The organism is Brevundimonas sp. UBA7534 (genome assembly GCF_002479325.1).
Lineage (GTDB): Bacteria > Pseudomonadota > Alphaproteobacteria > Caulobacterales > Caulobacteraceae > Brevundimonas.
In genome coordinates, this window is record NZ_DLMO01000038.1 from 22,906 (window position 1) to 34,984 (window position 12,079).

Consider the following 12,079-nt stretch of genomic DNA (forward strand, 5'->3'; position numbering starts at 1 on the left):
GGGGCTAGACTATCGGCGTCCGATCCCCGATTCGCAGAGCCATGACGATCCACGCCCCGCCGCCGGAAGGCGGTCGCATCATCGAAGAGCCGATGGAGACGGCGCTCAGCCGCCGTTACCTGGCCTACGCCCTGTCGACCATCACCAACCGCGCGCTGCCGGACGTGCGCGACGGCTTCAAGCCGGTTCACCGGCGCATCCTCTACGCCATGCACCAGATGCGGCTGAACCCGCAGGCGGCGGCGCGCAAATGCGCCAAGGTCGTCGGGGAGGTGATGGGGGGATACCACCCGCATGGCGACGCCTCGATCTACGAGGCGCTGGTGCGCCTGGCCCAGGATTTCGCCCAGCGCTATCCGCTGGTCGACGGTCAGGGCAATTTCGGCAATATCGACGGCGATAGCGCCGCGGCCATGCGCTACACCGAGTGCAAGCTGACGCCCGCCGCCGTGCTGCTGCTGGACGGCATCGACCAGGACGCCGTCGATTTCCGCGCCACCTACGACGACCAGGACGAGGAGCCCATCGTCCTGCCGGCCGGCTTCCCGAACCTGCTGGCGAACGGGTCTTCGGGCATCGCCGTGGGCATGGCGACGTCGATCCCGCCCCACAATGTCGGCGAATTGCTGGACGCCTGCCAACTGTTGCTGGAGCGGCCCGAGGCGACGACCGAGGAGTTGGTGCAGCGGGTTCCCGGCCCGGACTTCCCCACCGGCGGGGTGTCGGTCGAGGGGGCCGCCTCGATCCTGGACGCCTACCAGACGGGCCGGGGCGGCGTTCGGCTGCGCGCACGCTGGGAGACCGAGGACCTGGGCCGGGGCGTGTGGCGCATCGTCGTCACCGAAATGCCCTATCAGGTTCAGAAATCCAAGCTGATCGAGGGCCTGGCGGACCTGATCGAACAGAAAAAGGCCCCGCTGCTCGGCGACGTCCGCGACGAGTCGGCCGAGGACATCCGCCTGATCCTGGAGCCCAAGAACCGCACCATCGAGCCCGAAATGCTGATGGAGAGCCTGTTCAAGCTCTCGGACCTGGAGGTTCGCTTCCCGATCAACATGAACGTGCTGGACGCCAGCGGCACGCCGCGTGTCATGGGGCTGAAGGAGTGTCTGCGCGCCTTCCTGGACCATCGCCGCGAGGTGCTGAACCGCCGTTCCCAATGGCGGATCGCGCGCGTCGAGAAGCGGTTGCATCTGCTGGAAGGTCTGCGGATCGTCTTCCTGAACCTGGACGAGGTGATCCGCATCGTCCGCGAGGAGGAGCAGCCGAAGGCGGTGCTGATCGCGCGCTTCGGCCTGTCGGAGCTTCAGGCCGACTTCATCCTGGACACCCGGCTGCGCCAACTTGCGCGCCTGGAAGAGATGACGATCGAAAAGGAGTTCAAGGAACTTTCCGAGGAACTGGCGCAGCTGAAGGCGCTGACCTCGTCGGAAGGCAAGCAGTGGAAGGCGATCTCCAAGGAACTGGAAGCCGTGCGCAAGGCGCTGGTTTCGCCGCGCCGCACCACCATCGCCGAAGCGGTGGATACCTCGGCGTTCGTCGCGCCCGAAGCCTTCATTCCGCGCGAGGCGATCACCGTCATCCTGTCCGAACGTGGCTGGATCCGCGCCGCCAAGGGCAAGGTCGACGATCCCTCGGAGCTGAAGTTCAAGGAGGGCGACCAACTGGCCTTCCTGGTTCCGGGCTACACCACAGACAAGCTTCTGGTCGGCGCCTCGGACGGGCGGGTCTTCACCATAGGCGCGGACAAGCTGGCGTCCGGTCGGGGCCACGGCGAACCGCTGCGCCTGATGATCGACCTGGACGAGAGCGCCCAGATCGTGAACCTGGTGGCGCACCAGCCGGGGGCGAAGCTGCTGATCGCCTCGAAGGCCGGCTACGGCTTCGTCGCGCCGGAGGACGATCTTCTGGCGCAGAAGCGGGGCGGCAAGCAGGTGCTGAACGGCGAGATGTTGGCGATGCTGCGCGTTCCGCAGTCCCCGGCGGCCGACCACGTCGCCGCCATCGGCGAGAACATCAAGACCCTGATCTTCCCGCTCGCCGAACTGCCCGAGATGGGGCGCGGCAAGGGGGTCAAGCTGCAGACCTTCAAGCAGGGCGGCCTGGCCGATGTGGCGGTGTTCAACGCCGAAGCGGGACCGGAATGGGTCGACGGCGGCGGCCGCCGCCGCAACTGGCCCGACTGGAAGGACTGGCTGGGCAAGCGCGCCGGCGCCGGCCGCCAGGGGCCGCGCGGACTGCGAAAGTTCAGGTAGGGGCGGGGGCGGAGGGCTCTCAGCCCTCCAGCCGCATCCAGCCTTGGGGGCGTAAGGCCTCCATCGGCCGGAACTCGGCCTTGTAGTCCATCTTCTCGGAGCCCCGGACCCAATAGCCGAGGTACACGAAGGGCAGGCCGACCTGCTCCGCCTGCCGGACATGATCCAGGATGGCGAACCGCCCCAGACTGCGTCGATCCATCGTCGGATCGTAGAAGCTGTACACCATCGAAAGACCGTCGCGCAGCAGGTCGGTCAGCGTCACGGCCGCCAGGTCGCCAGGACCGCCGTCCGTCGACGGCAGGCGATATTCAATCAGGTGGGTGCGCACGGCCGTGTCCTCGACCATGGCGACATAGTCCAGCCAGCCCATGTCGCTCATGCCGCCCTGCGGATGGCGCGCGGTCAGATAGCGGCGCAGAAGCTGGAACTGCTCGGTCGTCGCTTCGGCCTCGACCAGATTGCGCGACAGGTCGTCGTTGCGCGCCAATACCTTGCGCTGGGAACGCGAGAAGGCGAAGTCGGCCACCGGAATCCGCACGGAAACGCACGCGTCGCACGCCTCGCACGCCGGCCGATAGGCGATGTTCTGGCTGCGGCGAAAGCCCGCGATGGTCAGTTCGTCGTTGACGTGGGCGCCGTCCGAGAAGGGCAGGTTGGCGAACACCTTGCGCTCGGTCTGGCCAGGCAGGTACGGGCACGGCGCGACCGAGGTCATGAAGAATCGAAGTTGCCGGGTCGGTACGTGCTGCGTCACGGCCTCAGGTCCGCATCCGATCTTGCCAATATTGCGACACTGCAACGCGCATCCCGCGATTTGGCGGCATTCGCCGCCCGGCCGCAAGCGCATCGGCGCCACAGCCGTCGGAGATCACAGCGAGGTGTCCATCGGCAGAACGGGCGCTTCCCGCAGCAGCACGATCGAGATGCGGCGGTTTCCGGCCAGGCTGGGGTCGTCCGGATACAGCGGATCGGAACCGGCCTTGCCCGCCACCGAATAGACGCGGTCCGGGTCGACGCCGGCGCCCTGCAGGACAAGACGAGAGGCGTTGGCGCGCGCCGACGACAGGGTCCAGTCTCCGGCGCTGCTGGCGCGGCCGGAACCGGCGACGGCGCTGGTGTGTCCGGTGATCGAGATGCGGTTGGGCAGCTGATTGATGACGCGGGCCACCGCGCGCAGAAGCACCTGGGCGCGCGCATTCGGCTGGGACGAGTTGTTGTCGAACATCGATCGGCCTTCCTGGTCGACCAACTGGATGCGAAGCCCCTCGGGCGTCTGGTCCACGATCAACTGCTTCGACAGTTCCGCCAGCTCCGGCATGGACTGCATCGCCTGACGCAGCGATTCCGCGGCGCTGGCGAACTGATCGGCTTCTCGACGGCGCATCTCGGCCTCGAGCGCGGCGTCGCTGGCCGAGGACAGGTTGGAGCTGGGGCCGGCTTCGGCAGCGTCGGGCGGGGCCTCGGGGGCCAACTGCTCGATCACCGACATGGAGCCCGAGCTCTTGGGGCCGTCGTCCCCCAACGCGGTGCCGCCCAGGATGCCGCCCGAACCCGATGTCGTCTCGGACACGCTGGCGGGCGCGAAATATTCCGCGATGCCCTTTTTCTGTTCCGGGTCTGTGGCGTTGACCAGCCACATCAGCAGGAAGAAGGCCATCATCGCAGTCACGAAGTCCGCATAGGCGACCTTCCACGCGCCGCCGTGGTGGCCGTGGCCGCCGCCCTTCTTCACCTTCTTGATGAGGATCGGACGATCGCTCACGGACATCGGCACGCACCCCTGAATTCTGCGCCGCATCATGACGCGGATAAGGTTAAGGCGTCCTTTCCCTTGCCCGGGCTGGACGACCGTCCTAGTCCGGCGACGAGCACGGGAGCCTTGTCATGAAGATCGCATTCGCCGGCCTGGGGGTGATGGGCGCGCCGATGGCGCGGCATCTGGTCGAGGCCGGTCATGAGGTGGCGGGCTACAACCGATCCCCGCCGAAGGCGCAGACCTGGGCGCAGGCGACGGGCGGCCGTTTCGCGACGACGGTCGTCGAGGCGGCGCAGGGCGCGGATCTGTTCATCCTGTGCGTCGGCAACGACGACGATGTGCGGGCGGTCGTCGCGGAGGCCTTGCCCGCGCTGGGGCCCGGCGCCGTGGTCGTGGACCACACCACCACCTCGGCCAAGGCGGCGCGCGAGATGGCCGATCTGGCGCGGTCGCAGGACAAGTTCTTCATCGACGCGCCCGTCTCTGGCGGGCAGGCCGGAGCCGAGAACGGACAGCTCAGCGTCATGGCCGGCGGCGACGCCGAGGCCCTGGCCAGGGCCGAGCCGGCGATCAAGGCCTATTCGAAGGCGATCCAGCACATGGGACCGGCGGGCGCGGGCCAACTGACCAAGATGGTCAACCAGATCGCCATAGCCGGCGTAGTCCAAGGTTTGGCCGAGGCAGTGCACTTCGCCCAGACCGCCGGCCTGGACACCGACAAGGCCTATGACGCCGTGTCCAAGGGCGCGGCGCAGAGCTGGCAGATGGACAATCGCTGGAAGACGGCGGCCAGGGGCGAGTTCGATTTCGGCTTCGCCGTCGACTGGATGCGCAAGGACCTGGGCCTGGTGCTGGACGAGGCCCGGTCCAACGGCGCGCGCCTGGCCCTGACCGCCCTGGTCGACCAGTTCTACGCCGAGGTCCAGGCGATGGGCGGAAATCGCTGGGACACCTCCAGCCTCAAGGCGCGCCTGCCGGGACCGGATAGGGCCTGAGCTTCAGACCTTGCGCACGAACTCCGCGCGCAGCACCAGGCCCTTGATGGTGGGATGGCGGCAGTCGATCTCCTGATCATCGCCGGTCAGGCGGATCGACTTGATGACGGTCCCGCGCTTCAGCGTCTGGCCCGCGCCCTTGACCGTCAGGTCCTTGATCAGGGTCACGGAGTCGCCGTCGTTCAGTTCGTTGCCGACGGAATCCACCACCTTGACCGTATTGGCGGCCGCCTTTTCGGCGGCCTCGGCCGGGCTCAGCCACTCGCCGGTGGCTTCGTCGTACACGTAGTCGTCGCTCATCCTCAGGCTCCCAGAAGCCGCGCCGCCTGGGGCGCGAAATAGGTCAGGACGCCCGCCGCGCCCGCGCGCTTGAAGGCGTGCAGCGTTTCCAGGATGGCGCGGTCCTCGTCCAGCCAGCCGTTGGCGATGGAGGCGCGCATCATCGCGTACTCGCCCGACACCTGGTAGGCGAAGGTCGGCACCCGGAAGGTCTCCGACACCTGCCGCACGATATCGAGATAGGGCATCCCCGGCTTGACCATTACGGCGTCGGCGCCTTCCGACAGGTCCATGGCCACTTCCTTCAGCGCTTCGTCGGCGTTGGCGTAGTCCATCTGATAGGTCTTCTTGTCTCCCGTCAGCGACTTCGACGAACCCACCGCGTCACGATAGGGGCCGTAGAAGCACGACGCGTATTTGGCGGCGTAGGCCAGGATCAGCGTGTCCTGGAAGCCGTTGGCCTCCAGCGCCTCGCGCACCGCCTGGATGCGGCCGTCCATCATGTCGGACGGGGCCACCACGTCCGCCCCGGCGTGGGCGTGGATGAAGGCCATCTCGGCCAGCCGCTCCAGCGTGGCGTCGTTGACGATCCGGCCGTCTTCCATCACCCCGTCGTGGCCGTGGTCGGTGTAGCAGTCCAGCGCCACGTCGGTGATGACGCCGATCTCCGGCGCGGCGTCCTTGATGGCGCGGATGACCTCGGGGATCAGGCCGTCCGGGTCGGTCGCGCCGGTCCCTTCGTTGTCTTTCGGGCCATTGATGTTGGGGAACAGCGCCACCGCCGGAATGCCCAGGTCGCTCGCCTCGACCGCCGCCTGGGCCGCGGCCTTGGGCGACAGGCGGAAGACGCCGGGCATGGAGGCGACGGGCGCGCGGTCGTCGGCGCCGTCATGGACGATCAGCGGCCAGATCAGATCGGCGGGGGTCAGCGTCGTCTCTGCGACCAGGCGGCGGATCCAGGGGCTGGACCGGAGCCGGCGGGGGCGAGCCAGGGGAAAGGGGGCGGGCTGGAAGGGAAGCATGGCGGACCTCGAATACGGGTGCTGGACTAAGCCCGACGCCGCGCCAGTGCAAATCGCGTCTTGCATCGCATCATTTCCGCCACGATCTGCTAATGAGGAGAAGGCGCGAGGCGCGCCGGGAGGAAAGAGATCATGTTTCATCGTCTGGGCGCCGTGGCGGCCCTCGCACTCACGGGCGCCGCTCTGTCGGGCTGCGTCGTCATCGCTTCCGAGGGCGGAGAGCGGACGGTCGTGACATCGGCCGCGCCTGCGGCCGTGCCTGCGCCTCAGGCCAGTTTCGCGGTCCTCTATCAGGACGCCGTCGCCGATCCGCGTCGCCCGGCCGAGGAGACCGCGCGCGATCCGCTGCGCCATCCGGCCGAAATGCTGGCCTTCGCCCAGGTGGCGCCGGGCGACCACATCGCCGACATCCGGCCGGGCGCGGGCTATTTCACGCGGCTGTTCGCCGACGTCGCCGGCCCCAACGGCCATGTCTACGCCTTCGTGCCCAACCGCACGGCGGAGCGGGAGAATCCCGGCGCCGACGCCCTGGCCCAGGCCTACCCCAATGTCAGCCGCGTCAACGGCGCGCTGGATGCGATGACCTTCGACGAACCGCTGGACCTGGTGTTCATGAGCCAGGAGTATCACGACTTCCACATCCCCCGCTTCGAGACGGACGTGGCGCGGATGAACGCGGCGGTGTTCGCGGCGCTGAAGCCGGGCGGCCGCTATGTCGTCATCGACCATCAGGCGGCGCCGGGCGCGGGCGTCTCGGCGGTGTCCACTCTTCACCGCATCGAGGGGGATTACCTGCGTCGCGAGGTCGAGGCGGCGGGGTTCGTCTTCGAGGGCGAGAGCCGCGCGGTGGCCAACCCCGCCGACGACCACAGCCTCAACGTCTTCGATGAGGCCATCCGCGGGCGCACCGACCAGTTCGTCTATCGGTTCCGCAAGCCGGCCTGAGCCCGGGGTCAGCGGGCGGTCGGCATTCCCGATCGGCGGCGCGGGTTCTGGGCGACGACTTCCACCCGCGTCACCGAGCCCCGGCCGGATATGCTGTTGGCGGCCGCGACCAGGGCGTTGGACAGGGCGCGCTCGTCCAGGCGCGTCCAGTCGCCGGGCACGGTGAAGGGGGTGCGGTGGGCGGCCTTCACCAGGGCGTCGCGGAAGAAGGCCTCCTTGGGCCGCATCTGTTCCACGGTCTTGCCTGCGCCCAGGTGCAGGCGCAGCGAGACGAAGACGTAGTTGCGCAGACGCCCGCCCTCGATCACGGGCAGGCCGACGCCGGCGACGCCAAGCGCGGGCGCCTCGGCCGATTCGGCCTTGGGCGAGGAGGCGCGGGCCGGGGCGGCGGCCAGGGCCAGGCCTCCGGCGGCGATGAGGGCGCGGCGGTTCATGGCCCCTGTCTGCCATGCCGGGGTTAGGATTCCCTTTCGGCTCAGCCGTGGGTCCAGCCCGCGCGCGCCAGGGTGATGGGCTGGCCGTCGTAGGTCACGGTCAGGCCCTGGCCGTCCGCGACCTCTCCGATCAGGGTCAGGCGGACCAGGCGGCGTTCCGCCTCGCGGCGCAGCAGATCCTCGTCGCGCGGGTCGGCGGTGAAGGCGATCTCGTAGTCGTCGCCGCCGGCGGCCAGTTCTTCCAGCGACAACTGGGGATCGACGCGATCGGCGAACCAGGCCTGGGCCGCCGCCGACAGGGGCAGGACGTTCAGGTTCAGCCGGACCTCAACGCCGCTTGCGCGGGCGATGTGGGCCAAGTCGGCGGCCAGGCCGTCCGAAACGTCGATGGCGGCGGTGGCGTGCTCGCGGACCATTTCGGCGAAGTCCAGGCGCGGGACGGGTGTGCGGTAGTGAGCGATCAGGGCGTCCAGCCGCTCGGGGTCGAGCGACAACTCCCCGCGCGCGGCGCGCAGCCCAAGCCGGCCGTCACCGATATGGCCGGTGACGAACACCCGGTCTCCAGGGCGCGCGCCAGAGCGAGGCACGGTCCGACCCGCCGGGGTCCATCCCAGGGCGGTCAGGGAGAAGGCGGCCGGGCCCGGCGTGGAGACGGTGTCGCCGCCCAGAAGATGCACCCCGAACTTCGCCTGGTCCTCGGCCAGGCCGGCGGCGAAGGCCTGGCGCTCGGGCCAGCCGCAGCGCTCGGACCACTGGCAGGCCAGGAGATAGCCGAACGGCTCCGCGCCCTTGGCGGCCAGGTCCGACAGGTTCACCCGCAACAGCTTGCGGGCCACGGTGTCCAGCGGGTCGTCGGGCAGGAAATGCACGCCCTCGACAATGGCGTCCTTGGTCAGGACCAGGTCGAAGCCGGGGCGGGAGGGCAGTGCGGCGACGTCGTCGGACAGCCCTCGCGCCCATTCGGGATGAGCCAGCGGCGCCAGGAGCTTGTCGATCGTCTCGAACTCGCCCGCCACGTCGAGGGCCGGCATCAGGCGCGGGCGTCGCGGGCGACGCCGTCCAGGGCGGCGTTGACGAAGCGGGCCTCGGCGTCGTCGAAGAAGGCCTTGGCCAATTCCACGTACTCGTCGATCACGACCTCGCGCGGCGTGTCCGGCTGCTTCAGCAGCTCCCAGGCGCCGGAGCGCAGCAGGGCGCGCAGGGTCGCGTCCAGCCGCTCAAGCCGCCAGTTGGAGGCCAGCCGGGCCTTCACGGCGGCGTCCAGTTCGCGCTGGTCGGTGACGACGCCGCGCACGATCTCAGCGAAATAGGCCTCGTCGGCCTCGGCCAGGGCCTCGCCCTCGATGTCGGAGTCGAAGCGATGGTTCGAGAATTCGGAAATCACCGTCTCCACGCCCTCGCCGGCCAACTCCATCTGATAGAGCGCCTGCACGGCGGCGAGGCGCGCCACGGTGCGGGCGCGGCGCTGCTTGGACGTCAGCTGCGGCTCGGCGCGTTGCCGGTCGGCCTCGGCCAACTGTTCGAGGACGGACTTCAGGCTGTTCGGTTCGGTCATGCGCCGAGGCCTAAGCGCAACCGCCGCCGCAATGCAATGAGGTCGAGGCAGGCTTTCGCCGCGCCGCCGCCCTTGTCGCCTTCGGAAAGCCGAGCGCGGGCCCAGGCCTGGTCCTCGTCCTCGGTGGTCAGGATGCCGTTGCCGATGGCCAGACCCTTGACGCCCAACTGCATGATGCCGGCGGCGGACTGGTCCGAGACGATCTCGAAATGATAGGTCTCGCCGCGGATCACGCAGCCCAGGGCGACGAAGCCGTCGTAACGCGGCGCAGTAGGATAGCGGCCGGCCTCGTCAGCCATGGCGATGGCGGTCGGAATCTCGAGGGCGCCGGGCACGGTGACGACATCGAAGTCGGCGCCGTGCGCCTTCAACGTCTCCTTGGCGCCCTCCAGCAGGGCGTCGGCCAGTTCGTCGTAGAAGCGCGCCTCGACGATCAGGATGCGTGGGGCGTCTCTCACTTCTGGTCCTCTCCGTCCATGTCGCGCCAGCCGACGATGCGCAGGCCGTAGCCCTCAAGCGCCGTCGGCTCGGGCCGCGTCGAACTCATTACGATCATGTCGCGTACGCCGAGATCCAGCAGGATCTGCGCACCGACGCCATAGGCCTTGAGCGAGCGATCCATGGCCGCCGGCTTGTCCGCCCCCGCCAGGCGCTCGGCCAGCGAATGCAGCGTCGGGTCGCGCAGGAAGACGACGACGCCCGGTCCGTCATGGTCGGTGATCTGTCTCAGCGCCTTGGGCACATAGTCCTGCCGCTGCTCGACATGGCCCAGCAGGTCGCAGGCGAAGTCCACCTGATGCATCCGCACCAGCGTCGGCTTGCCCGGCTCGATCCGCCCGTGGACCAGGGCGACGTGTTCGGCGCCTTCGATGGTGTTCTTGTAGAGCATCAGGCGGAACGGGCCGCCGTGCACGCTGTCGAAGGGCGTGTCCATGATCCGTTCGACGAAGCGTTCGGTGCGGCGGCGATAGGCGATCAGGTCGGCGATGGTGCCGATCTTCAGGCCGTGCAACTGGGCGAAGGCGACCAGGTCGGGCATCCGCGCCATGGTGCCGTCGTCGTTCATGATCTCGCAGATCACCCCGGCGGGCGTCAGGCCGGCCATGCGGCTGATGTCCACGGCCGCCTCGGTGTGGCCGGTGCGGACCAGCACGCCGCCGTCGCGCGCGACCAGCGGGAAGACGTGGCCGGGCGAAACGATGTCGTCGACGCCCCGGCTTGGGTCCGACGCCACCTGCACCGTGCGCGCGCGGTCGGCGGCCGAGATCCCGGTCGTGACGCCTTCCTTCGCCTCGATCGAGACGGTGAAGGCGGTGCTCATGCTCTCGCGGTTCTCGGCGGCCATCGGCGGCAGCCGCAGCTGGCGCGCGCGCTCGGCCGTCATCGCCAGACAGATCAGGCCGCGCGCGTGCTTGGCCATGAAGTTGATCTGGTCGGGCGTGGCGAACTGGGCGGGGATGATCACGTCGCCCTCGTTCTCGCGATCCTCGGCGTCCACCAGGATGTAGGGGCGGCCGTTGCGGGCGTCCTCCAGGATGTCCTCGATGGGACTGATCGGGCTGTCGTTCATGTTACTGGCTGCAAGCTGCATCATGCCGTCTCCTGCCACCGCGCGAGGTATCGCGCCAGCATGTCGATCTCCAGATTGACCGGATCGCCCGGATTCAGGCGTCCCAGCGTCGTCGCCTCCCACGTATGGGGGATGATGTTCAGGGAGAAGACCTGGCCGTCCACGGCGTTCACCGTCAGGGAAACCCCGTCGACGGTGATCGACCCCTTGGCCGCGATATAGCGGTGCAGGGGGGCGGGGGCCTCGACCTCTATGCGGTGGGAACCGCCTTCCGGCGTGATCGAGACGACCCGGCCCAGGCCGTCGACGTGGCCCGAGACGACATGGCCGCCCATTTCGTCGCCCAGCTTGGCGGCACGCTCAAGGTTGACGCCGTCGCCGGCCTTCCAGGCGCCAAGCGTGGTCTTGGACAGGGTTTCGTCGGACACCTCGACGGCGAACCAGCCCCCGCGCTCGTCCTGTCCCTTCTCGACGACCGTCAGGCAGCAGCCCGCGTGGCTGATGGATGCGCCCAGGTCGATGTCGGTCGTGTCCCAGGCGGTCTCGATCTCATAGCGGCGGTCGCGCTCCGTCTCGCGGACCTCTCGGACGCGGCCGATGTCGGTGACGATGCCGGTGAACATTACGCTCGGCCCCCTTCGGCCGCGAAAAACAGGGTGTGAATAGTCTGAATAGTGCAAAATCGACCGGTCGACGGCGCGTTCGGCGTCAAAGTCGGTCGTAGCGTTCCCACAGATCGTCTCCGACAGGCTCGACGCCCAGACGACGGAACTTGGGGGCGTCGGCCAGCTTTGCAAGCGCCAGGGAGGCGACGCAGGGACGCCCCTCCCCGCCCAGCAGGATCGGGGCGCGGAACCTCTCGATGGCGTCCACCGCCCCCGCCTGGATGAAGGAGGCGGCGACGCGGCCGCCGCCCTCGACCAGGACGGAGCCGATGTTGCGGGCGGCCAGCGCGTCGAGGACAGCGGGGATGGCCGGGCGGGCGCCGTCGGCAGCGACGGGGACGACTTCGGCGTGGCCAACGGCGTGGGGCGCGGTGGACGTGAGGATCAGGGTGTTGCCGGATGCGACCTTGGCCGTCGCGGGCGTACGGAGGCGGCTGTGTAGGAAAACACGGCCAATCTTCCTTCTCCCCTCGGGGGAGAAGGTGGGCGGCGGAGCCGCTCGGATGAGGGGGCGGGTGGAAATGGGCTTACGGTCAGCCCGTGTCGAGTGCGAGGCGAGCGTTCCCCTCATCCGTCTCGCTGCGCGAGCCACCTTCTCCC

At 68.8% G+C, this 12,079-nt stretch carries 14 protein-coding genes; 3 read left to right on the forward strand and 11 right to left on the reverse strand.

Translation table 11 applies throughout. The annotated features are described in order from the left end of the window. The first annotated feature begins 41 nt into the window (after positions 1 to 41). Positions 42 to 2,255, forward strand: a complete 2,214-nt coding sequence (parC, locus tag B2U11_RS03020) for a DNA topoisomerase IV subunit A (RefSeq protein ID WP_292069865.1) — start codon at positions 42 to 44, stop codon at positions 2,253 to 2,255. Between the two features lie 19 nt (positions 2,256 to 2,274). On the opposite strand, the gene B2U11_RS03025 is transcribed toward parC, so the two are convergent. Both B2U11_RS03025 and B2U11_RS03030 read right to left on the reverse strand, forming a co-directional pair. Next, on the reverse strand, positions 2,275 to 3,012 hold the full coding sequence (locus B2U11_RS03025) for an arginyltransferase (protein WP_292069866.1): 738 nt from the start codon (positions 3,010 to 3,012) through the stop codon (positions 2,275 to 2,277). Positions 3,013 to 3,126: 114 nt separating this feature from the next. Next, positions 3,127 to 4,026: a flagellar motor protein MotB gene (locus B2U11_RS03030; protein ID WP_292069867.1), complete on the reverse strand. Its 900-nt coding sequence runs from the start codon at positions 4,024 to 4,026 to the stop codon at positions 3,127 to 3,129. 116 nt (positions 4,027 to 4,142) lie between these two features. Between B2U11_RS03030 and B2U11_RS03035 the strand changes: the two genes are divergently transcribed. Further along, a complete protein-coding gene (locus B2U11_RS03035) occupies positions 4,143 to 5,009 on the forward strand; it encodes an NAD(P)-dependent oxidoreductase (RefSeq protein ID WP_292069868.1) in 867 nt (288 codons plus the stop codon). Between the two features lie 3 nt (positions 5,010 to 5,012). Here B2U11_RS03035 and B2U11_RS03040 read toward each other — a convergent pair whose 3' ends face one another. Then, positions 5,013 to 5,219 (reverse strand): alkylphosphonate utilization protein, encoded by a 207-nt coding sequence (locus B2U11_RS03040; RefSeq protein WP_292069880.1) that lies wholly within the window; start codon positions 5,217 to 5,219, stop codon positions 5,013 to 5,015. A 92-nt stretch (positions 5,220 to 5,311) separates the two neighbouring features. Beyond that, a complete protein-coding gene (gene hemB / locus B2U11_RS03045) occupies positions 5,312 to 6,310 on the reverse strand; it encodes a porphobilinogen synthase (protein ID WP_292069869.1) in 999 nt (332 codons plus the stop codon). A gap of 132 nt (positions 6,311 to 6,442) precedes the next feature. Between hemB and B2U11_RS03050 the strand changes: the two genes are divergently transcribed. Continuing rightward, on the forward strand, positions 6,443 to 7,255 hold the full coding sequence (locus B2U11_RS03050; protein WP_292069870.1) for a class I SAM-dependent methyltransferase: 813 nt from the start codon (positions 6,443 to 6,445) through the stop codon (positions 7,253 to 7,255). Positions 7,256 to 7,263: 8 nt separating this feature from the next. Here B2U11_RS03050 and B2U11_RS03055 read toward each other — a convergent pair whose 3' ends face one another. From B2U11_RS03055 to B2U11_RS03085, 7 genes are all read right to left on the reverse strand, one after another. Continuing rightward, a complete protein-coding gene (locus B2U11_RS03055; protein ID WP_292069871.1) occupies positions 7,264 to 7,689 on the reverse strand; it encodes a hypothetical protein in 426 nt (141 codons plus the stop codon). 41 nt (positions 7,690 to 7,730) lie between these two features. Beyond that, positions 7,731 to 8,720 carry a thiamine-phosphate kinase gene (gene thiL / locus B2U11_RS03060; protein ID WP_292069872.1) on the reverse strand — a complete coding sequence of 330 codons (990 nt, stop codon included), beginning with the start codon at positions 8,718 to 8,720 and terminating at the stop codon, positions 7,731 to 7,733. Beyond that, positions 8,720 to 9,244 carry a transcription antitermination factor NusB gene (nusB, locus tag B2U11_RS03065; protein WP_292069873.1) on the reverse strand — a complete coding sequence of 175 codons (525 nt, stop codon included), beginning with the start codon at positions 9,242 to 9,244 and terminating at the stop codon, positions 8,720 to 8,722. The genes thiL and nusB overlap by 1 nt, the downstream gene beginning before the upstream one ends. Beyond that, entirely contained in the window at positions 9,241 to 9,702 is a 462-nt protein-coding gene (gene ribH / locus B2U11_RS03070) for a 6,7-dimethyl-8-ribityllumazine synthase (RefSeq protein ID WP_292069875.1), read from the reverse strand. Before ribH ends, nusB begins: the two co-directional genes overlap by 4 nt. Then, positions 9,699 to 10,838 carry a 3,4-dihydroxy-2-butanone-4-phosphate synthase gene (gene ribB, locus B2U11_RS03075; RefSeq protein ID WP_292069876.1) on the reverse strand — a complete coding sequence of 380 codons (1,140 nt, stop codon included), beginning with the start codon at positions 10,836 to 10,838 and terminating at the stop codon, positions 9,699 to 9,701. The genes ribH and ribB overlap by 4 nt, the downstream gene beginning before the upstream one ends. Further along, complete coding sequence (locus B2U11_RS03080) at positions 10,835 to 11,437, reverse strand: riboflavin synthase (protein WP_292069877.1); 603 nt, start codon at positions 11,435 to 11,437, stop codon at positions 10,835 to 10,837. Before B2U11_RS03080 ends, ribB begins: the two co-directional genes overlap by 4 nt. A gap of 85 nt (positions 11,438 to 11,522) precedes the next feature. After that, a partial coding sequence (locus B2U11_RS03085) for a RibD family protein (protein ID WP_292069878.1) occupies positions 11,523 to 12,079 on the reverse strand: 557 nt, incomplete at its 5' end.

Excerpts from the sequence above, each read along its gene's own strand:
- B2U11_RS03030 (WP_292069867.1), bottom strand. The coding sequence starts at position 4,026 with ATGTCCGTGAGCGATCGTCCGATCCTCATCAAGAAGGTGAAGAAGGGC.
- thiL (WP_292069872.1), bottom strand. The coding sequence starts at position 8,720 with ATGCCGGCCCTCGACGTGGCGGGCGAGTTCGAGACGATCGACAAGCTC.
- B2U11_RS03050 (WP_292069870.1), top strand. The coding sequence starts at position 6,443 with ATGTTTCATCGTCTGGGCGCCGTGGCGGCCCTCGCACTCACGGGCGCC.
- hemB (WP_292069869.1), bottom strand. The coding sequence starts at position 6,310 with ATGCTTCCCTTCCAGCCCGCCCCCTTTCCCCTGGCTCGCCCCCGCCGG.
- B2U11_RS03035 (WP_292069868.1), top strand. The coding sequence starts at position 4,143 with ATGAAGATCGCATTCGCCGGCCTGGGGGTGATGGGCGCGCCGATGGCG.
- B2U11_RS03055 (WP_292069871.1), bottom strand. The coding sequence starts at position 7,689 with ATGAACCGCCGCGCCCTCATCGCCGCCGGAGGCCTGGCCCTGGCCGCC.
- ribB (WP_292069876.1), bottom strand. The coding sequence starts at position 10,838 with ATGATGCAGCTTGCAGCCAGTAACATGAACGACAGCCCGATCAGTCCC.
- parC (WP_292069865.1), top strand. The coding sequence starts at position 42 with ATGACGATCCACGCCCCGCCGCCGGAAGGCGGTCGCATCATCGAAGAG.
- nusB (WP_292069873.1), bottom strand. The coding sequence starts at position 9,244 with ATGACCGAACCGAACAGCCTGAAGTCCGTCCTCGAACAGTTGGCCGAG.
- B2U11_RS03080 (WP_292069877.1), bottom strand. The coding sequence starts at position 11,437 with ATGTTCACCGGCATCGTCACCGACATCGGCCGCGTCCGAGAGGTCCGC.